Genomic DNA, 20,659 nt, shown 5'->3' on the forward strand with positions numbered 1-20,659 from the left:
CACCCCTATAATGAAGTTTCCCGTTAAATTATTGGCCTTATTGCCGCTTCTTTCATTAAACGTTTTAGCGCAACAAAAAACACAGAATTTCTCTGTTAAAACTGCGAAACCTGTTGACCAGGTGAATGTTTTTCTAGGCTCTTCTGCCGATCATGGCCAGATGTCGCCAGCTGCATCAGCTCCTTTCAGCATGTTGAGCATAGGCCCTCAAACTTATCCTAAAACGCATACAGGCTACGAATACATGGCGAAGAAGTTTGAAGGTTTTACGCATAACCGTTTCGAGGGCGTGGGCTGTCAGGGTTCGGGTGGTAATATTTTTATCAAACCGTTTTTAGGCACTGATCCGGCAGCGTCTGATCTGATCAAGGTTTCTGAAAAAGCTAATCCGGGTTACTATGAAGTTGGTTTTGAAAATAAAATTAAAGCTAGTTTTACGGTACTCGGCAAAGCGGGCAAGCATGCTTACCAATTTCCGAAAGGAGCAAAAGGTTTTTATCTCGATTTGGGTTATGCTTTTAATGGTGCTTTTGTAGCCGAATCGCATGAAGTAAACGGCAATGCCATAAGTGGATGGATTACCTCGAAAACAACCTGTGGCGTAGGTAAATACAAGCTATTTTATTACATGGAAATTGGAGATGATGTATCATGGAAAGTAATCGGCGATCATAAAATGATTGCCATGCTCAAAGGAGAGGTGACTTCGGTAGGAATCAATATTGCACTATCTTCCGTAAGTGTCGAAGCTGCAAAAAATTCTATCAATAAAAATCCATTTAATATGGTAAAAGAACAAAGCAAGGCCGATTGGAATACAAATCTTTCTAAAATTGCCGTAAATGGCGATCTGGAAAGTGCAAAGCTATTTTACTCACTTTTATATCGTACGATGCAGTCGCCTTATGTTATCTCTGAGGCCGATGGAACATACCGCAATACAAAGGGTGAAATTCAGAAGAATAAAGAAATCCGCTATAATGGTTGGGCCATCTGGGACAATTACCGTACGCAGTTACCCTTGCTGTCTTTAATTGAGCAGGATAAGTATGCCGGAATGGTGAGTTCTATTGCTGACCTCTATAATTCGGGTAAAAAAGATTATGCCGGGCAGAATGAACCCTCAAACACTGTGCGTTCGGAACATGCCATTGTGGTTTTGCTTGATGCTTACCGTAAAGGTTATCCGGTAGATTTTAGCAAAATTGCCGATTCATTAGTGAAAGAGGTAAATGGACTCGATTATAAATCGCCGGATAAGGCTTTAGAGTCTAGTTACGATAACTGGGCACTCGCAGAAATCTTCAAGATTTTAAAGAATAAAGAGAGATCAGATTTTTATCTGGAGAAAGCGCTTGAATACAAAAAATATTGGAGCAAGGATTTTAAGGATATGGCCAAAAATGATGTAGACCGGATGCAGGCCCGTGGTTTATACCAGGGTACCATTTGGCAATACCGGTGGTTTGTACCCTATGATTTTAAAGGATTGATTGAATTAGATGGAGGAGAGAAATCCTATCTGGCCAAACTTGATGATTTTTTTGCCCGTGATTTATATAACCATGCCAACGAACCGGATTTACAGGTTCCATTGATGTATAATGTTACCAGGTCTGGTTATAAATCGCAGTATTGGATGCATCAACTGGCGGCTGATACTGTCATTCAGAACTACTTTAACGATAATAGCCGTGGAATTGGCAGTTACATCGGCAAAATTTACAGAAACCAGCCAAAAGCCTATCTGCGTACAATGGACGACGATGCCGGAGCGATGAGTGCCTGGTACGTTTTCGCGGCGAGCGGTTTTTCTCCTGCCTGTGTGGGCTGGCCAGTATATTATTTAAACGTGCCTTTGTTTCCATTTCTAACTTATAACCTGCCGAAAGGAAAAACGTTTACGATCGAAACGGAAAATTTTGGGGCAAAAAATAAATATATTAAGGCCGTTTTCCTCAACGGAAAGCCTTTCAAAAAGAACTATATCACACAGGAAGATATTAATACCGGAGGACAGTTAAAAATCGTGGCATCAGCAGTTCCAATTAAAATTTCTGATACCGAAAACTGGATTTCGGATCTTACAAAATAATTTCAAAAATTAACAAAATATGGCAAACTAAATCTCATAATTACTGTTGTTCTAGTATAAATTCAAGATCATGGCACCTTTAAAATTAAGCGAAGAACAACATGCTACATTAAGCAATAGAAACACATTAGAACAAGTTAACGAGCAACCTTTAGAACTTCACCCAGAAGCTTATAAAGTAAAAGGCCCATCGCCTGACAAGATGAAGACGGTATCGTCATCATTAAGGAACTATGCTCACGGTTTGTACGGATTGTTGTAAAACGTTCCCAATAAATCCTCTTCATAACATATGATATAGAGCAGCAGACTTAAAAAGTCAGCTGCTTTTTTATTAGATTTGAAAGAAGTCAAGTTTCAAAAACTTGACTTCTTTATATATATAAGCATAGTGTAATAAGAGGCTGATGTATACGCGATCAGTTTTGAGTTATATTAACATTTATCATAAATTTTAAAAACTTTCGATTCTATAGCGACTATTCGATTTGATATTTATTGGTGTAGAAATACTGACTTTGAATCTGATGTTGTTTAGTGAAACTATCTTTACCACCAAAAAAATCTAATATTTCTTCTCTTTGCAAAATTGTCTTTTTCTCAGATAGTATAGTTTGATAGGAAGACCATTTGTAACTTTTGAATTCTTTATAGATACCGTGCTTTAATACATTTGCATGGATATAAATAACCAATTGATACAAATGTTGTTCATCAACAATTCTTACTCTTCGAAAAGGGTTTACAAATAAAGATCCAGACCTACCATTTTTCTTATTAAATGCCATGGCATAAGCAATGAAAAAGTCCTTCATCTGAAATTCAACAGCTTCACTATAGCATATTTCATTAGCCAGATATTTTTTCTGATGTGTTTTTAAGGAATCCGTACTTAAAGATTTTAAATACGATTTAAGTTCATCCGAACTTGTGCTTTTTATCAAAAAATGGACATGATTGTCTATTAAAATATAAGAATAGGTCTTTAAGTAGCCTATAGAATATTTTGCATATTTGAGCAGAAAATATAACCTGTTAGCATCGTCTTTAAATAGTTTTGACCCGGTAACAGACTTACATATGATATGCATGAATCCATTTTCAACAAAATCTTCAATGTATTTTTCATTAATTGGCATAAATGAATTTATTGATTTTTTTTAACGTAATCAATCTTATTAATTAATTTGAAAGAAGTCAAGTTTTTTAAACTTGACTTCTTTGGATACAATATATACCTAAATATGATGAAACAAAGTGCCGGCATATTGCTTTTCAGGAGAAAAAGTCAGCAGATAGATTTTTTTCTGGTTCATCCCGGTGGGCCATTCTTTGCCAAAAAGGATCTAGGCTTTTGGACTGTGCCAAAAGGGGAATTAAATGAGGACGAAGATGCTTTAACGGCTGCCATCCGCGAATTTAAAGAGGAAACTGGGCAGGGCTTGGCTGGCGATTTCATTGAATTAACCCCTGTGGTGCAAAAGGGAGGTAAAAAAGTGTTATGCTGGGCAGCAGAAGGAGATCTTGATCCTTCAACCATTGTTAGCAATACCTTCGAAATAGAATGGCCGCCACGATCGGGTAAAAAACAAAGTTTTGCAGAAATAGACAAAGCCGGTTGGTTTACTTACGCTGATGCCGTTATCCATATTAACGAAAAGCAGATTGCTTTGCTTGATGAATTAAAATCAAAGTTAAGCCGTTAATTCGAAGTGTAAAATGTCCTTTTCGGCACCGTTAATAATGATCGAGAGCTGATGGTCACCTAAATGAAATTTACGTGTGGTAATCAGTACAAACTTTTGTTTTCTGACGATGTTTGTAGTTGCGCCGGCAGGGTAAATCCTTTCCGATATTTTATATACTTTTTTGGTGTTCTGCCCATGTTGCTTTTTATAATAAATGGCATATTCCAGCCTCACTTTTTGTTCAGCAGGATTGCTATTAAGAATAGTAAACGAAAACTCCAGGCTTTCGCCAATCCTGATTTGGGGCGTTAAGATTTTGAAGTCTTTTAATAAAATCCCTGCATCATCTAAACCATAGTGTTTAAGGATATCGGTGTGACCTTGTTTAAGTAATGTGCGACTGCCGTGTTTAATAATGGCAGCTGTTTCGGCTCCCAAACCCGACCAGTTTTTAGCCATATTTAAAACAACCTCAGGATGATCTTTTGCAATATCATTTAAGCTGTTGGCAACACTCCGTCTTACATATGCTGATGGATCTGTTTTAAGATTTTCCAGTATCGGTAAAATGGATGTCGGGTCTTTTTTCAGAAATGGAATACCCATGGCCCAAGGTAAACGTGGTCTGCTGCCCTCGCTGGCTAGTCTTCTTACTTTATGGCTTTCATGCAGCGACCATTTCTGCATCCTTAAAATCATGTCATTCCCATATTTCAAGATAAAAGGACGAACGGCAAATTCACAACTCACAAATTGTGTCACAAATTCCAGCGCCTCTACAGAACTTTCTAAATCATCAATGCCATAGGTTTCTATATAATCAGGTAAAAACATATAAGCCAGTCCATCCTCTCCAATACCCTGTATCCTTAATTGTTCAATTGTTTTTTTGATGAGCACGATCGTTTGAAGATAGTCTTCGGGTAAAAAATCATGTAACACACTGGTCGTATGTTTCATTCGCTCTTTGAGTTCCTTGGATTCAAATTCAGGAATAAAAACCGCTTTAATAAATTTTTCTTTATCAAATTCTGGGATGCTAACTGTCAAGGCATTGCTTAGCCGTTCGTAAAAAGCAGGAGAATACAAGTTTTTCAGTGGGGTGGCCATATCTGCGGATTGCTGAGTTTGTTTTAAATTTTTATGACGCGGCTAATTTACTAATTTTATTAGTATTTTGGTGTTTTGAAGTTGAAATAAATCATTTTGCAGTAGTATTTTACCAAATGCAAATCATTTCAGCTTTTTCTTTATCACATTTGTTTATTGTAAAAAACAAAGATATGAACACAACTAAAATAGGTTGGATTGGCTTGGGCAATATGGGGATCCCAATGGCAGAACAATTGGTAAAAGCTGATTATTCAGTTATCATATATAACAGGAGTAAGGATAAAGAAGCGGCTTTGAAAGAAATGGGTGCATCAACTGCCGAAACACCTCAAGAGTTGATCAAAGCTACGGAAGTGATAGTTATTATGGTAGCTGATGATGCTGCCATTGAGCAGATTTTTAACGGAGCAGAAGGCCTTTTCAGCGCAGAAATTTCAGGCAAAATCATAATTAATATGAGTACCGTTTCTCCTGCTATTTCAAAAGAAATGGCCATTATGTGTAAAAAAAGAGGAGCGGAATATTTAGATGCTCCGGTTTCTGGAAGTGTGAAACAGGCCGAAACCGGTCTGCTGGTGATTATGGTGGGGGGTGATGAAGCTGCTTTTGAACAGGTAAAACCTATACTCGAAAAAATAGGTAAAATGGCTGTACGCCTGGGCGATACTGGTGCAGGTAATGTGGCTAAACTGGCCATTAATTCACTATTGGCTTTGTATACGCAAGGTTTGGCTGAAACCGTAGTATTTGCCAATCAACAGGGAATTAAAACTGAAGATCTGCTTAATCTGGTCAATAATGGCGCTATAGCTAACACCTTCACCAAAATTAAAGGCGATGCCATTATAGCCAATAACTATAAGCCTGCTTTTGCGCTTAAACATATTGTAAAAGATTTAAACCTGGCCAAAGCAATCGGACTTGATTCACCTTTAGCTAAAACCGCATTAAATACTTTTGAGGCAGCAACCGCCAAATATGGAGAGGAAGATTTAATTTCCGTAATTAAACATATTAAAGAGTAAAGAGCGCTTTTTAATGCTAAAGGGATAACCATAGGAGGTTTTGATGCTTTCTTATGGTTATTTTTATTTGAATAATTTAATCTACTTATCTACTGGTTATCGCGTTGTTGAGATAAGAGTTTGAGGAGGTTTTGCTGTGTTTTACCTATGAGCCTTTGACCAGTAAATCTTTAATTACTTGCTTATTGACAAAATGGAATAATCCGTTTGTATATATCGGCCTTTTGATGAGTTTCATGTATGTCGTATAAATATGGGAGGCTATATTTTTAATCCGCCAAAAGTGCTGCCTAAAATTATGGCTAGTACAATTAAGGTGATTACAACATATAATTTATCCTTTTCAAGTATAAAAGCAAACAAAGAGAATATGATGCGCATAATAGGGGTAATGATTAGTAGTAATACGCCGAACTGAATAATGGCCATTGGCTTAAAAGTAAAAAGCCCCATAAAAATCCCATCGAAAGTGATGAATTCATTTTCTTCACCTTTAAAGATATGGTAATCGGGCCGGACTTGTGCACCGTTTTGCGCCAAAAAAAGTATGCCGCCCAATAAAACCACCAGGCTGGCGGTGATTACACCAAACCTTAAAAGTTTGCCTACAATTTTTTCTACATCGCGGTCTTGGATAAGGTGTGTTGAGATGATATTTTTCATTTTATTTAACTTAAAATTTGTGGAGATAGCCATTGTAAATCATTTCCAGCGCAACGAAAGTAATGGCAATACAGAAAATAATCCTTAAAGTAGAGGGGTTGATTCTGGTTAATAATTTCGCTCCTGTAAATGCTCCGCCCAATACACCTAGCACTACGGGGAAAGCAATTCCCGGATCCATATAACCGCGTTGCAGGTAAACTACAGCACTGGCTGCTGCGGTAACACCGATCATGAAATTACTGGTGGTTGTACTTACCTTAAAAGGAATTTTCATGGCCGTATCCATGGCTAATACCTTTAACGCACCCGAACCAATCCCCAACAAACCCGACATTACGCCAGCTACCGTCATGATGGAAAAGCCTGCACCAACATTTTTAAGCTTATACTCAACCGGGCCTGTTGGTGTGGGGTAGCTGCTGTTGAGTTTCAATACAGCTGAAAGTTTACTGCCCTCTGTTAACGCTTCCTGGTTTTTTTTCCTTAAGGTCATCGCAGCAGAGAAAAGCAAAACACAGCCGAAAAGAATAGCTATAGTATTTGTAGGTGTATAAATGGCGATTAATGCACCAACTACTGCGCCCACGGTTGTTGCAATTTCCAAAAACATACCTAAGCGGATATTGGTAATCCCTTCTTTTATATACGCACTTGCGGCACCAGATGAATTGGCGATAGAAGCAAGTAATGCTGCACCTATGGCGTAGCGGATATCGACATGAAAAACAAGCGTAAGCAGGGGAATTACAACTACTCCACCGCCGAGTCCGGTTAAGGAGCCCACAAGCCCTGCAAGGTATGCCCCGAGGAGTAAAATGAGGGTAAAAGTTAAAATTGACATGATTTTATAATTTAATGATTGTTGTTCAATATGGTTTTGATGATTTCGCGGGCAGCATCAGCATTCCTGTTATTGATGGCCTCAAACAATGCTTCATGCAGGTGGTGGCTCATGGCGAAATGAGTGATGCCAGATGGTGCGCGTTTAGCAAAAAAATCGCGGATGATTACCGTAAAGCTTTCGTAAAGATCACGCAGTACATGGTTGCCAGATGCGTGGGCAATAGCCAGGTGGAATGCAATATCGGCATTGGCACATTCAGTTCTCGATTCGCTTTGGATGGCTGATTTTCGTTTTTCAAGTGTCTTACTAATTGTCTCCAGGTCTGATTCTGTGCGGTTTTTAGTGGCTAAATGAACAATTTCCTGCTCGAGCAAAGCCCGTACCTGGTTAATTTCTTCAAAATCAGCACTTCTCAAACGTTGCTCAATAGGCTCGCTGGGGGTGGCGTTAACTTTTGTTCCAAAACCTTGCTGCACGGTGAGGATGCCTGATAAGGTGAGCGATTTTATGGCTTCCCGAACGGTAGAGCGGCCAACACCATATAATTCCATTAAGGCGGGCTCGGATGGAATTTTTTCTCCTACCTTAAACTTGCCTTCTTTAATGTCGTTCCTGATTTTGGTGGATATTTGCTCGAAAAGTCTGCTTTCTTTTTTCATAATATGAAATCAATGATACAAACATACGATGTTTATTTTAAACATCAGATGTTTTTTGTCTGCATAAAATCATTTTATTTTCGAAGCGTTTGTTATGCTTTACTTCAAAATATGCTTCACCATAGATGATTACTTTCCGGCCAAATCCAAGATAAAAGAATCACATTATGCAGATGAAAAGATGTTTTTGATCTTTAATTTTCTTTAAATCAGTTACTTATTTAAATAAATAAAAAAATAATTAACCTAATATTTGTGTCGTACGAAATTTATCGTACCTTTAAAATATGAAAAGTAATCAAGCTGAAAATAATCTGCCCGAACCAACTAAAGCTGAATTGGAAATTCTTCAGGTGTTGTGGGAATTTGGGCCATCAACCGTTCGGTTTGTAAATGATAAGCTGAATGAACTCAGGGAGGTTAACTATACTTCTACTTTGAAACAGATGCAGATCTTAGCCGAAAAAGGGATTTTAAAACGTGATGAAAGCCAAATGAAACACATTTATATTCCGGTTGAAGCAGAAGAAAAAACCAAAGTACAGTTGTTAGACCGTTTCGTAAACACGTTATATAAAGGTTCTGCATCGAAGTTGATGATGCAGCTTTTGGGGAACGAAAAAACATCAAAAAAGGAAATCGAAGAGATTAAGCGGCTATTGGATAGCATGGACTAATTAACCAGAACAAAAGCTAAAGAACCACCATAATGGAATTTAAATTAATCAATCTTTTGCCCGATAACTGGCTTCATGCCCTGGGCGCTACCTTGTTCCACTCTTTGTGGCTTGGTGTAATGTTAGCTTTGCTAGCCGGTTTGATCATGTTTAGTACCCGTAAGGCAAGTGCTACGTGGCGTTATAACCTGCTTACGGTATGTTTAGCTTTGTTTGTTGTGTCAATAGGTATCACTTTCTTTCAGGAGCTTCAACAACCGGTTAATCGAGGGCAGTCGCAGACTATTCATCAAATCGGAATTAACCTGCCAAAGGCCATTGGAGATCAGCAAGCGGTTACAAATGTACAGCAAGATATGTATTCTGGACTCAACAGAATCCTCTCCTTATGGAATGCTTATGCCTATCAGATTGTATTGGTATGGTTCCTGATCATCTGTGGAAAAAGTATCCAGTTAATGGTGGGTTTAAATGGCGTGTATCACCTGCGTAATCATAAAACTTACGCTGCAGGTAAAAAATGGGACGAGAAATTAAATGAACTGGCTAAAAAGCTGGGTTTAAGCCAACAGGTTAAGCTGATGCAATCAGGTATTGCCCAGGTACCCATGGTAGCAGGGCATTTTAAGCCTTTAATTCTCATTCCTCTAGGTTTGCTCAACGGGTTATCCAACGCCGAAGTAGAAGCCATTCTCTCTCATGAGCTGGCCCACATCAAACGGAAAGATTACCTGGTTAATATATTGCAAAGTTTCATCGAAATTGTATTTTTCTTTAATCCGGCGGTACTCTGGGTATCGCAATTAATAAAAACAGAACGTGAGCATTGCTGTGATGATTTGGCCATCGCCTGTGTAAACGATCGCAAAAACTACGTTCAGGCCCTTATTGTATGTCAGGAGTTTAAGCAGCGTGCACCTGCTTACGCCATGGCCATGAGCGGCACTAAAGGTAGCCTGCTGCAAAGAGCAAGCAGGATGTTATTCAATACCAATTCAACTTTAAACAAAATGGAAAAAACTATATTAACCATCGCCCTGGTATCGGTAGTGGTTTGCACTGCTGCATTTAAAAATATTGGCCATGCAAAAACAGTTACCAGAAAAGAAATATCCACTACAGTGGTAACCTTACAGGATACAACCAGGAAAAAGGCTAAGCCTGCAGAAGGAAAATCTGCAGACCAAATGGAAAAGGAGATCAATGCAAAGGTAGAAAGCCAGCTAAAAAAGATGAATGAAAAACAACAGCTGCCAGAAACGAAGGAAGATAGAAAGTCCAGGCAAGCGGATGAAAAAGCATGGCTGGACGATGTAAGGCAGGCTCAGCAAGATGCAAAGCAAGCTGTTATCGATGCTAAACAAGCTGAAGTGGATCGTAAACAGGCCATAGTTGACGCTAAAGTAGCCGAAAATGACAGGCAGCAAGCCATTATTGATGCCAAACAAGCTGTCGAAGATGCAAAAGAATATCAGAAGCAGGCAAAAGAGTATAAATCATATGGTTATGCAATGGTGCCAGGGACACCTCGTGTGCCCAGAACACCTAAAGTGCCCCGCGCCGCATATGCTGTGCCTGCAGTACCAGCAGTACCCGCTATACCTGCTTCCCCTGCCATGCCTCCAGCACCAGCTGTTTATGGCGAAAAAGGCACCACAAAAACCAGTTCACAGCGTACTGTTACTTCAAAAACAGTAACCAATGGCGATGGCCGCGATTATACCAATGCAATCAATCAGGAACTGATGAAAGATGGCATCATCAGCAGTACCAATAAACTGTCATACAAACTTAATAAAGACGAACTGATCGTAAATGGGGTGAAACAAAGTGCCGAAGTTCAGCAAAAGTACAAAAAGCGCTTTTTAAAGAATGATAAACACTCGCTGATGTATAATTTCCAGATTGAAAATAACTAAAATCAATTTCTAAAAGCGCTAATCCAATTCACATCATGAAATTTAAGATCATGGCTTTTTTAGCCGTATGGATGAATATTGCCCTAACCTTTGCCCAAGCCCAATCCCCTCAATCCAGAATTTATGGCCATGTATTGGATGCCGAAGGAAAAAATATAGAATTTGCTACAGTGGCCCTACTCAGAGATTCTGTATTGGTTAAAACTACTTTTACGGAAAAGGATGGACTGTTCAGTTTTGATCAGCCAGGTTATGGAAAATTTCTGATTAAAATATCAGTGGTCGGATCGCCCATATACCAAACCGATACGTTGATGCTAACCGCAGGCCATGCCGTTATTGCATTGCCCGATATCAAAATCAAAACCGGAGCAACCAATTTAAAGGAGGTGACCGTTTCGGGGCAGAAAGCTTTTGTTGAGCGGAAGATAGACCGTACCGTTGTTAATGTAGATGCCTTGATTTCTAATGCAGGTACAACAGCATTAGATGTGCTAAGCAAATCACCTGGCATTAACGTAGATCAGAACGGAGTGATATCATTGAAGGGAAAAAATGGCGTAACCATTTTTATTGATGATAAACCGACTTATTTATCGGGTTCGGATCTGGAGAACTATTTGCGTTCCTTGCCTTCCTCTTCGCTTGATCAGATTGAACTGATGACCAATCCACCGGCTAAATACGATGCTGCAGGTAATGGCGGTGTAATTAACATTAAAACCAAGAAAACCAAAGCCGCTGGATTTAACGGAGGGGTTAATCTAAGTTTAAACCAGGGCGAGTTAAGCCGTTCGAACAACAGTTTCAACTTTAATTACCGAAAAGATAAGGTTAATGTTTTTGGCAACCTGAGCTACAATTTAAACAATAGCTTTACTGATCTTGATCTGAACCGGAAATATAAAAATGCTGATGGTAGTGCCAAATCCTACTTTAATCAAAATTCTTATTTCCGCAGGCATGGCAACACCTTTAACCTGAAAACGGGTGTTGATTATTATGCTTCAGAACGTACTACATGGGGTATAGTACTTACAGGCATGAACAGGATTTCCAAACAGGTGAACAACAATACCAGTAATCTGTCCAACGCCTCCATGCAGTTAGATTCGGTTATCAAGGCCGAAAATATCGACCAGATTAAATACCAAAATGCAGGGGTAAACTTAAATTACAGGCATAAATTTAAGCAGGCAGGACGAGAGTTAACCTTTGATGCAGATTACCTGCTTTACCGCAACCAAACAGATCAGACCTATTATAATTTCAGTTACCTGCCCAATGGCACATTAAAATATCAGGACATATTAACGGGTAACCTGCCGTCTAATATTGATATCTATACCGCTAAAATGGATTATTCGCATCCACTGGAAAACAAGTGGAAGCTGGATGCAGGCGCTAAAGCCGCTTATACCAAAACGGATAACATAGCCGATTATGCTAATACCGCAAACGGAAAAACAAGCGCTGATTATGAAAAGAGCAATCACTTTTTATATCAGGAGAATATTAATGCGGTTTACCTGAACATGAGCAGGGAAGGGAAGCGTTTTTCGCTTCAGGCAGGCTTGAGGTATGAAAATACGGTTTCTAACGGGCATCAGTTAGGAAATCTGATCAAACCTGATTCCACTTTTAAGAGAACTTATAACAGTTTGTTCCCAACGCTTTATTTCTCTTATAAGCTTGATACGGCAGGGAATAACGAACTCGGGCTGAATTATGGAAGAAGGATTGATCGTCCTTATTATCAGGATCTTAATCCGTTCTTTTCTCCATTAGATAAATTTACCTATTATGTTGGTAATCCTTTTTTAAAACCTTCTTTTACACAAAGCATCGAACTTTCTCATACCTACAAAAGTAAGGTGACGACAACATTGAGTTACAGCTGGGTGAGAGACGAAGTGAACGAAACCATCGAAATTTTAAATGGCACCTATTACAGCAGACCCGCTAATGTGGGCAAAACAAGGGTAGCTAATGTTTCGGTGAATGCAGAAATCGACATCACGAAATGGGCAAAATTAAATGCCTACATGGAGTTTGGCAAAATCACGTCGAAAACAGATTTTTATACTGGTTTTTTGGTGACCAATGGCAGTTATTTTAGAACAAATCCTAATGTACAGTTTAAAATCAGTCAGACATGGAATGCAGAGCTGAACATGAGCTATCAGAGTAAACTTTCCAATGTCCAGTTTTTACTGGGTTCGGTGCATGAGTTTGGCGCAGCTATGCAGAAAAAGCTTTCGGCTAAAAGTACTTTGAAGTTAACTGCAAATGACATCTTTAGAACCCGGATCTACAATGGGATAATTAATAACCTTGCGGCTACAGAAGCTGGTTGGAGAAACAGGCAAGATTCCAGGAACTTTGTTTTAAGTTATAGCTATCGTTTTGGAAAGACCTTTTCTTCTCCTGAAAAACACGAATCTTCTGGTGCCGATGCAGAAAAAAACAGGGTGAAGAATTAATGGTTTTTTTGGAATACAATCTTTCGGATAAATCCATAGCTTCCTGAAGCGTTGTTCGCTTACTGGTGCTATGGGTATTAAAAGTTGACAACTCTACTTGCCTGTTGCTTTAATTCTATGAAAGACCGGATAAGGCAGTCTGTCGGGTTTATTTTACCTGGGATAGCAGCAGTGTTTAAGCGATCTAAACCCGATCGGAGCGGGATGCCGATTTTTTCGATCGGCAGAAGCGGGAGCGGGGCTGTTTTAACCTACAAGCTTCTGCAACTGCTTTTTAAAAAAAATCATACCAATTTGTTTTCATCCTAACTGTGCATGATATATCGGATTCATCTATAGACTATTGAAGAGTTGTCAACTTATTTGCAACATGGCTATTACAGTTGACAACTCTATTTTCTACATAAACTGATTCAAAACCAGTACCCCAGCAAGCCCCAAAACCGAAACCAAACTTTCCATCATGGTCCAGGTGCTGAAAGTTTCCTTAAGACCGAGGTTAAAATATTCCTTAAACATCCAGAAACCGGTATCGTTTACGTGCGAAAACATCAAACTTCCGGCACCGACTGATAATACCATTAATTCTGGTGATGCGCCGGGGCCAATTAAGGGAAGTACCATACCCGAAGCTGTTAATGCGGCCACTGTTGCTGATCCCAGTGTTATCCGAAGTGAGGCCGTAATTAACCATGCGAGTAGCAATGGCGATAAATTTAAACCTCCGGTAAGCTGTTTCACCGTTTCGCCCATCCCGCTATCAATCAAGATCTGTTTAAAGGCACCGCCGGCTCCGATAATCAGGATAATCATCGCAATACTTTTAACCCCTTCGGCACAAGATTCCATGGCTTTTGTAATGGAGGTCTTTTGGAGTGCCAGCGCAATAATAACCGAAATTAACAGGGCTGCTGTAGGATCGGCCAAAAATATAAAGAGTGGTTTACCGATATAATCTAACCTGATGCTACTCCCAATGGTTCCGGCGATGATTAAGAATACCGGCAGCAATGCCGTAATAAAACTCCTTGAAGCAGACGGAAGGTTTTCTTCTTCATCCATGTTAAAATTGTGAACCGTTACCAATTGATTTCGTTTGAGAATCAATCGAGGAAAGTAAATTCCCGCAATAACTGCAATAGGTATGCTTAAAATTAAGCCATAAATTAATGTTTTACCAATATCGGCATGGAAAATTCCGGCCAAAGCAACAGGTCCGGGGTGAGGGGGAAGAAAACCATGTGTGACCGAAAGGGCAGTAGCCATGGGGATACCAATGTATAATTTGGATAGCCCTGTAGTTGCTGAAATGGCAAAAACCAAAGGGATTAACACCACGAAGCCGGCATTGTAAAATAAAGGAATTCCCACTAAAAGGCCAGTTAACAGCACGGCCCACTGAATGTTTTTTTTGCCAAAAGCTCCGATTAAAATGAAAACGATTTTTTTGGCCGATCCGCTATCTTCAATCAATTTGCCCATCATCGCGCCGAGGGCCAAAACCATTACCATGCTGCCCAATGTACTGCCGATCCCGTTACTAATGGAGTTCATTACTTTGGTAGCGGGCATTCCTAACAAAAGACCAGTAGTAATTGCCACAGCGATAAGGGCAATCATAGGGTTAATCTTTTTTAAGATCAATACAAAAAGCAACAGAATACCGAGAAGTAGGGTCAATAAAGACATTTGGCTAGAACTATTTGGTAATATGATTAAATATAGGCTTTTAACCTCAATTATTTTTTAACCGTAATGGTTCTTCCCGTAACGAGGTTAAATTCGTAAATCCGGTATAGGCCATCATCTTTTACTTCTATGCTTTCTACCAGTCCGGTTTTACTGAAAGTATCGGTAACCATATCTCCGATTTTAACATCCTGAAGAATATCGCTCGGTGTATCGCTGTTTAATCTGATCATGATGTAAAAGTATCGATTATTAATAAAACTTGAAGATTGTTTTAATACACTGAAAGGCAGTGCAGCCCTTCGTGAATAACATTTTATTGATTGCCAAACAGATGCCGGCCAAGATGGTTATTAATAACCTGAGCCGGTTTATAATTCCTGTTAAAGATTGGTCAATCAAAAGAAAAATATATTTAATTACCTTATTCCAGATACACAATCTAATAAACGGCCTTGTGCAATGCGTTGGAATCTACATTATGCTCGCTCTCTCCCGAGTCTTTAACAAAAACTTATTTATTATTCAGCATTTTTGTAATATTTCTAAAAAACCGTTGTAGCAGTGAACTCTCCTCGGTAATAATTTCAGCATCGGCCTGCATCCCGTTCTTCAAGGTTATCTTGCGATCGGGATCTTTATTCTCAAAATGTTCGAAGCTTACTTTTGCAATAAATACACTGTCTCGGTAGGCGACGTCTGCAATATAGGCGAGTTTTCCCCTGATCATCCCATATTGTTCATAGGGATAACTATGCAATTTAACCAGAGTATACGCGCCCATTTTTATTTTTCCCATGTTATATTGAGGAATCTGTACTTCTCCAAAAAAATCAGTATTACCAGGATTGATAACAAAAACTTCCTGACCTGACTGCACATTTTGATTTTCTTGGACGATGCCTGCAAAGCTTACTTTTCCGGCAACAGGAGCAACTAAAATATGCTGCATCATCCAGGTATTACTTTCGGTAATGCATTGATTTAGTGCCTGAACAAACTTGGCCTGCTCCTCCGATATCGTATGTCGCAAATCTAAAAGTTCTTTCTCTTTGGCAGTGTATGTCCCAGAATTATTGAGCATGGCTGTTTCACTCTGCTGTAAAGGGTATTTTGAAGCTAAATATTTGTTTTCCTGCTGGACGAACTCGCTTCTTGAAATGACCTTGCTTTTATATAGTTTCTGATAGGCTTTGTATTCTTCCTCTTGATTCGCATATTCCAGTTGCTGTATTTTTTGCTGCTGTAGTATCTGACTGTTCAATTTCTTGATATCGCTAAGTTCTCGTTCGAGAAATGACATGCGATTAAGATAGTAACCATTTTTGGTGGTAGCCTGGTACTGAAGGTACTGTTGGTAGAAATTCTGGTAACTGCCCTGTATTTCACCGAGATTGAGCGCTTCGGGTAAAACGATTGCTTCGCGATTACACTTCAAGACCTTTGATTGTACATCCTTTAGCTCGTGGTTTAACTTCAATATGTCCATGGCACTTGCAGTACTTCAAAGTAGGCTAAGGACTGTCCAGCCGCTACAGCTTGTCCTTCTGTAACAAGTAGGGTAGTTAGCTTTCCGGTTTGTCTGGCGAGAACTGGTTTTGGAGCGTTAAGGCAATTGACTTTCAGACTAGTTTTAACGACGTCAGGATAATTGATAAATGATGATAGTAAAATTATACTTCCCAAAATACCGAATACCAAGGTAATTCCCCAACGTAAAATCCAGGATGGTAACGCTGTAATGATTTCATGTACTTCTTCACTATTAATTTCTCGTTCTGATATGTTCTCTGGCATGTTTTAAAATTTTAGTTTCCTAGCTCGAGCTGGTTTTTGACCAACTTATAATATTCACCCCTACTTTTAGACAACTCAGCGTGTGTACCTTGTTCTATAATCATGCCCTTATCAAGGACTACGATATGATCAGCATTTTTCACCGTGCTTAAACGGTGTGCCACAACCACAACAGTCCGTCCCTTAAAAAATCCTTCCAGATTTTCCATAATCACTTTTTCGTTAATCGCATCGAGTGCGTTGGTGGCTTCATCAAAGAAGATATAGCTAGGGTCTTTATAAATGGCCCGGGCAATCAAAATCCGCTGACGCTGGCCCTGGCTGATCCCGTTACCTTCCACTCCGATTTTCGTATTTAAACCCAAAGGCAGATTTTCTATGAAGTCTGTGATATTGGCCATTTCAATAGCGTGTTTAAGTTTTTTTAGATCAGGGTATTCATCTCCCGCAGCAATATTTTTGGCGATACTGTCCGAAAAGATAAAGCCATCCTGCATCACTACGCCACACAGACTGCGCCAATAACGAAAACTGATCTGGTTAAGATAACTATTCCCGACTTTTATGTCTCCTTTTCCCGGTTCATAAAAACGTAGCAAGAGTTTCAAAATGGTTGTTTTACCGCTGCCGCTCATCCCCACTATCGCGGTGGTTTTTCCTTCTGGTATATTAAGGTCTATTTTGGATAAAACAGGCTCATTGCCTGCACCAGGATAAGTAAAGGTTAAGTTCTGAAGGGAAATGCCCTTATCAAAAGACAGTTCTTTAATGAAAGTTTTGCCCACCGGTTCTTCATCATCCATTTCCCGGATCTCATTGAGCCGCTCCAGAGATATTTTTGCATCCTGCAGTTGTTGAATAAAACCGAGCAGCTGTTCAATGGGGCTGTTTAACTGGCCAATAATATACTGCACCGCCATCATGGCCCCCAATGTTAACTGCCCATCTATTACAGATTTGGCTACCAAAAAAGTAATCACAATATTTTTCCCCTCGTTGATAAAGAACGTACCTGCCTGCTGGTACTGGCTCAACTTCAGGCTCTTGATATTGAAACGAAAAAGACCGGCCTGTAGCCGTTCCCATTCCCAGCGTTTCTGTTGCTCGCAGTTATTAAGCTTAATTTCCTGCATACCGTTTATTAGCTGCACGATAGAACTCTGGTTCTTCGACGAAATATCAAACCGTTTAAAATCCAGTGTCCGGCGCTTCCTTAAAAAAAGGATTACCCAAAGGCTGTACAGCACACTGCTCACGATAAAAATAATGAAGATGCTTACATTATAATATGCTAATACAACACCAAATACTATGAGATTAAATAATGAAAAAACCACTGTAAGTGTAGATCCTGTTAAGAAATTTTCAATCCTTTTCTGGTCGCTCATCCGTTGCAGAATATCACCGGTCATCTTACTATCGAAGAAGCTCATTGGCAATTTCATTAGCTTAATCAAAAAGTCGGTCAGTATCGAAATATTGATTCTGGTACTGATGTGCAATAGTATCCATGAACGGATAAAATCTACACTCATCCTGCCGATAAAAAGCATAGTCTGGGCAATAAGGATGATGTAAATAAAATTCAGGTTACGGGTATTGATCCCGATATCTACCACAGATTGAGTGAGAAAAGGTAAGACCAGTTGTAATAGGCTACCTACTCCAAGGCCTACAAAAAGCTGGACGATAAGCTGTTTATACCTATATAGGTATTTAAGCAGATAACTTAAGTTTAAGTCTACGTTTTTATCTCCTTCTGTAATATAAAAATCAGGAGTTGGAGAAAGCATCAGTAGAATTCCATTGTTCCTGTCTTCTCCTGTGCCGGTCGCCCAGCCTCTGGCAAACTCTTCTTGTGTATATTTAATCCGTCCCTTTGAGGGGTCTGAAACGTAATAGAAACACCGTCCCTTTTGGGAGCCCCTAGTTTTAATCTTATAGAGAACCACAAAATGGTTATGATTCCAGTGTGCAATAGCCGGTAATTCGATCTCTCTAAGCTGCTCTATGTCAATCTGGGCGCCTGTAGTCCTGAAACCTACTTTTTCAGCTGCTTCACTGAGTCCAAGTAAGGTAACACCTTCACGGTTAATACCACTGATATACCGGAGCCGTTGTAAGCTGAAATTTTTACCATAGTATTTAGCGATCATGCGTAGTGAAGTAGGCCCACAATCAGCCTGATCGGGTTGTGTATAATGAGGAAAGATTTTCAATGGATATTCTTCTAAATTTCTACGGCACTTAAGGATAAACTTTAATCTTCTAATTCTTTAGCAATTTTTCAATCTCTAGCTTTAGTATGGCTTCACTCGGCCTTGGCGCATCAGGCAAAACAATCTGACCGGATTTACTGATGAGCAGATAACGTGGGATGGAAGTGATTTTAAGATCACGCGCCAGCTTGGCCTCAAAGTCACCTTCAGCCAGAAAACTGTTTCCTTCAGGAAGTTTCAAACTCGCGGCACTGCTTTTCCAATCTGCTTGTTTCTCATCAAGCGATAAATAAATAAAAGTAATGGCCTTATTGGTATACTGCTTTCTTAATAGATGAGATGCTGGCATTTCTGCTTTGCAAGGGGCACACCAACTGGCCCATAAATCAACATAAACAACTTTTCCCTTGTTTTGGGTAATCAGATTTGCCCATGTAGACTTATTGCCTTTGGTATTAATCAGTACAGTAGCGGTATTGGTAGACGCCTTTTTTGCATTTACCCCGTTTTGATAATACTCAGATACTTTAGCCCTGTACAGGCTTCGGGGATAGTTGATACTGTACTGCTTTACATAGTTTCCTGCTACTTCAACCGATAACTTGCCTTCTCTAATTAACATTATTAAACGGTAAGCCAATAAAAATTCCTTATCCCCGCCAGTAAAATGCTTGGTTATTAAACTACTTACCACTGAATATTTTTTTTCATTGATAGCGCTGGTTAATAAATAACTTAAATTAACTAATGCAAGTTGGTACTGCTTGTTGTTTATTGCAGATGGATACGCTATAAGTTCTCGTTTAAGTTCATCAAAATCCTTAGCGTATTCTTTAACCGAAAGCGCACTTATGGTTTCTGATTTTCTACATAAGGTAAGTATGTCCTGTATCAGTACGCCACTGAATAGTGATCTGCAATACTGGGTAAATGCATCCGATAGCTTATACCTAGCTCCATAATCTTTCAGATATTTAAGCCGGGCCTGATGCATCGCCCTGATTTTTAGCTCGCGCTGCTGCTTGCTCATTTCTTTTTTAAAGTCTGGCGGACATGTAAATGGAATCCGAATGGGCCCAATTTCCTTAATAAGCCTCGCAAAAAAGAGAAATTCGTCATTCTGAACTTTAGTATATTTTTTATTGGTGCGGGTTACAGTTGTTGCACTCGCGCCTTTTATTTTTCTTAGCACAAGCGTGTCACCTGGATTGACCAGGTAACAATTTTGGCTGGATTCTGCTTCTACAAGTAAGACAGGTTTATCAATTGTAATAACCTCGGTGCCTTTAATTCCAAAATATGGATGGCCCATCGCCACTTCATCTGTGTAATAAAAATTATATTCCGATTGCTTATCTCCATTACCTAGCTTAAGTATGAGATTCTGTGCAAACGAATTCAAACAGATAAATGATAAAAGTAACAGTGATAGTGTTCGTTTCATAGGAGGGTATTTTTTTAAATATAAAAAAATAGAGCCGAGATTTATCGGCCCTATTTTTGGTTTACGACATCAATGCTTCTTCTCTTGATTTATGGCATGAATCACAGCACCATTTTTCTCCTGCGCCTGCGCCACCTGATGCCTCTGACGAACTCATTCCGCAAGTACTGCTTGACCAGTCAGCATTATGGATACAACAAGATCCGCTACCCACTACATTTTTCATTTCTGCTTTGCTCAATGTTTTGAAATTTTTCATTTTGTTTTTCGATTTGATTAAATATTTATTTTGTGCTGTGCATTCACGTAGAACAACTTTAACGGCAAAAGTTTTATAACAT

General features: G+C 39.3%; 19 protein-coding genes. 7 read left to right on the forward strand and 12 right to left on the reverse strand.

Annotated features, from left to right (window positions below):
* The first annotated feature begins 10 nt into the window (after positions 1-10).
* Both ABEG20_RS01155 and ABEG20_RS01160 read left to right on the forward strand, forming a co-directional pair.
* Positions 11-2,095, forward strand: coding sequence for a glycoside hydrolase domain-containing protein (locus ABEG20_RS01155; protein WP_406825588.1), 2,085 nt, complete (start codon positions 11-13; stop codon positions 2,093-2,095).
* 70 nt (positions 2,096-2,165) lie between these two features.
* Positions 2,166-2,357 carry a hypothetical protein gene (locus tag ABEG20_RS01160; protein WP_090499394.1) on the forward strand — a complete coding sequence of 64 codons (192 nt, stop codon included), beginning with the start codon at positions 2,166-2,168 and terminating at the stop codon, positions 2,355-2,357.
* Between the two features lie 217 nt (positions 2,358-2,574).
* On the opposite strand, the gene ABEG20_RS01165 is transcribed toward ABEG20_RS01160, so the two are convergent.
* On the reverse strand, positions 2,575-3,234 hold the full coding sequence (locus ABEG20_RS01165; protein WP_406825589.1) for a hypothetical protein: 660 nt from the start codon (positions 3,232-3,234) through the stop codon (positions 2,575-2,577).
* 105 nt (positions 3,235-3,339) lie between these two features.
* Between ABEG20_RS01165 and ABEG20_RS01170 the strand changes: the two genes are divergently transcribed.
* Positions 3,340-3,801, forward strand: a complete 462-nt coding sequence (locus ABEG20_RS01170) for an NUDIX domain-containing protein (protein WP_406825590.1) — start codon at positions 3,340-3,342, stop codon at positions 3,799-3,801.
* Here the strand turns inward: ABEG20_RS01170 and ABEG20_RS01175 are convergent.
* Positions 3,790-4,893 (reverse strand): DNA alkylation repair protein, encoded by a 1,104-nt coding sequence (locus tag ABEG20_RS01175; protein WP_406825591.1) that lies wholly within the window; start codon positions 4,891-4,893, stop codon positions 3,790-3,792. The two genes, ABEG20_RS01170 and ABEG20_RS01175, sit on opposite strands and share 12 nt — an antisense overlap.
* 173 nt (positions 4,894-5,066) lie before the next feature.
* Here ABEG20_RS01175 and ABEG20_RS01180 point away from each other — a divergent pair, with 173 nt between their 5' ends.
* A complete protein-coding gene (locus tag ABEG20_RS01180) occupies positions 5,067-5,921 on the forward strand; it encodes an NAD(P)-dependent oxidoreductase (RefSeq protein ID WP_406825592.1) in 855 nt (284 codons plus the stop codon).
* Positions 5,922-6,182: 261 nt separating this feature from the next.
* Here the strand turns inward: ABEG20_RS01180 and ABEG20_RS01185 are convergent, their stop codons facing one another.
* The 3 genes from ABEG20_RS01185 to ABEG20_RS01195 are packed head-to-tail and all read right to left on the reverse strand — an operon-like array spanning position 6,183 to position 8,090.
* Entirely contained in the window at positions 6,183-6,584 is a 402-nt protein-coding gene (locus ABEG20_RS01185; RefSeq protein ID WP_406825593.1) for a DUF1634 domain-containing protein, read from the reverse strand.
* 10 nt (positions 6,585-6,594) lie between these two features.
* Entirely contained in the window at positions 6,595-7,428 is an 834-nt protein-coding gene (locus ABEG20_RS01190; protein WP_406825594.1) for a sulfite exporter TauE/SafE family protein, read from the reverse strand.
* An 11-nt stretch (positions 7,429-7,439) separates the two neighbouring features.
* A complete protein-coding gene (locus ABEG20_RS01195) occupies positions 7,440-8,090 on the reverse strand; it encodes a FadR/GntR family transcriptional regulator (RefSeq protein ID WP_406825595.1) in 651 nt (216 codons plus the stop codon).
* Positions 8,091-8,377: 287 nt separating this feature from the next.
* On the opposite strand from ABEG20_RS01195, the gene ABEG20_RS01200 reads away from it, so the two are divergent.
* The 3 genes from ABEG20_RS01200 to ABEG20_RS01210 are packed head-to-tail and all read left to right on the forward strand — an operon-like array spanning position 8,378 to position 13,169.
* Positions 8,378-8,767, forward strand: coding sequence for a BlaI/MecI/CopY family transcriptional regulator (locus tag ABEG20_RS01200; RefSeq protein WP_406825596.1), 390 nt, complete (start codon positions 8,378-8,380; stop codon positions 8,765-8,767).
* Positions 8,768-8,799: 32 nt separating this feature from the next.
* A complete protein-coding gene (locus ABEG20_RS01205) occupies positions 8,800-10,686 on the forward strand; it encodes a M56 family metallopeptidase (protein ID WP_406825597.1) in 1,887 nt (628 codons plus the stop codon).
* A gap of 35 nt (positions 10,687-10,721) precedes the next feature.
* Positions 10,722-13,169, forward strand: coding sequence for an outer membrane beta-barrel protein (locus tag ABEG20_RS01210; protein WP_406825598.1), 2,448 nt, complete (start codon positions 10,722-10,724; stop codon positions 13,167-13,169).
* Positions 13,170-13,568: 399 nt separating this feature from the next.
* Here the strand turns inward: ABEG20_RS01210 and ABEG20_RS01215 are convergent, their stop codons facing one another.
* The 7 genes from ABEG20_RS01215 to ABEG20_RS01245 all read right to left on the reverse strand — a co-directional run bounded on the left by ABEG20_RS01215 (position 13,569) and on the right by ABEG20_RS01245 (position 20,577).
* Complete coding sequence (locus tag ABEG20_RS01215) at positions 13,569-14,858, reverse strand: gluconate:H+ symporter (RefSeq protein ID WP_406825599.1); 1,290 nt, start codon at positions 14,856-14,858, stop codon at positions 13,569-13,571.
* A 50-nt stretch (positions 14,859-14,908) separates the two neighbouring features.
* Positions 14,909-15,091 (reverse strand): hypothetical protein, encoded by a 183-nt coding sequence (locus tag ABEG20_RS01220; RefSeq protein WP_406825600.1) that lies wholly within the window; start codon positions 15,089-15,091, stop codon positions 14,909-14,911.
* 281 nt (positions 15,092-15,372) lie between these two features.
* Positions 15,373-16,347 (reverse strand): HlyD family secretion protein, encoded by a 975-nt coding sequence (locus ABEG20_RS01225; RefSeq protein ID WP_406825601.1) that lies wholly within the window; start codon positions 16,345-16,347, stop codon positions 15,373-15,375.
* Positions 16,335-16,655 carry a biotin/lipoyl-binding protein gene (locus ABEG20_RS01230; protein WP_406825602.1) on the reverse strand — a complete coding sequence of 107 codons (321 nt, stop codon included), beginning with the start codon at positions 16,653-16,655 and terminating at the stop codon, positions 16,335-16,337. The genes ABEG20_RS01225 and ABEG20_RS01230 overlap by 13 nt, the downstream gene beginning before the upstream one ends.
* 11 nt (positions 16,656-16,666) lie before the next feature.
* The gene (locus ABEG20_RS01235; protein ID WP_406825603.1) at positions 16,667-18,874 is read right to left on the reverse strand and encodes a peptidase domain-containing ABC transporter; all 2,208 of its coding nucleotides are present in this window, start codon (positions 18,872-18,874) and stop codon (positions 16,667-16,669) included.
* 49 nt (positions 18,875-18,923) lie between these two features.
* On the reverse strand, positions 18,924-20,318 hold the full coding sequence (locus ABEG20_RS01240; protein ID WP_406825604.1) for a thioredoxin-like domain-containing protein: 1,395 nt from the start codon (positions 20,316-20,318) through the stop codon (positions 18,924-18,926).
* A gap of 61 nt (positions 20,319-20,379) precedes the next feature.
* Positions 20,380-20,577 (reverse strand): bacteriocin-like protein, encoded by a 198-nt coding sequence (locus ABEG20_RS01245; RefSeq protein ID WP_406825605.1) that lies wholly within the window; start codon positions 20,575-20,577, stop codon positions 20,380-20,382.
* Positions 20,578-20,659: the final 82 nt, after the last annotated feature.

The organism is Pedobacter sp. KACC 23697, assembly GCF_045348445.1.
Taxonomy (GTDB): domain Bacteria; phylum Bacteroidota; class Bacteroidia; order Sphingobacteriales; family Sphingobacteriaceae; genus Pedobacter.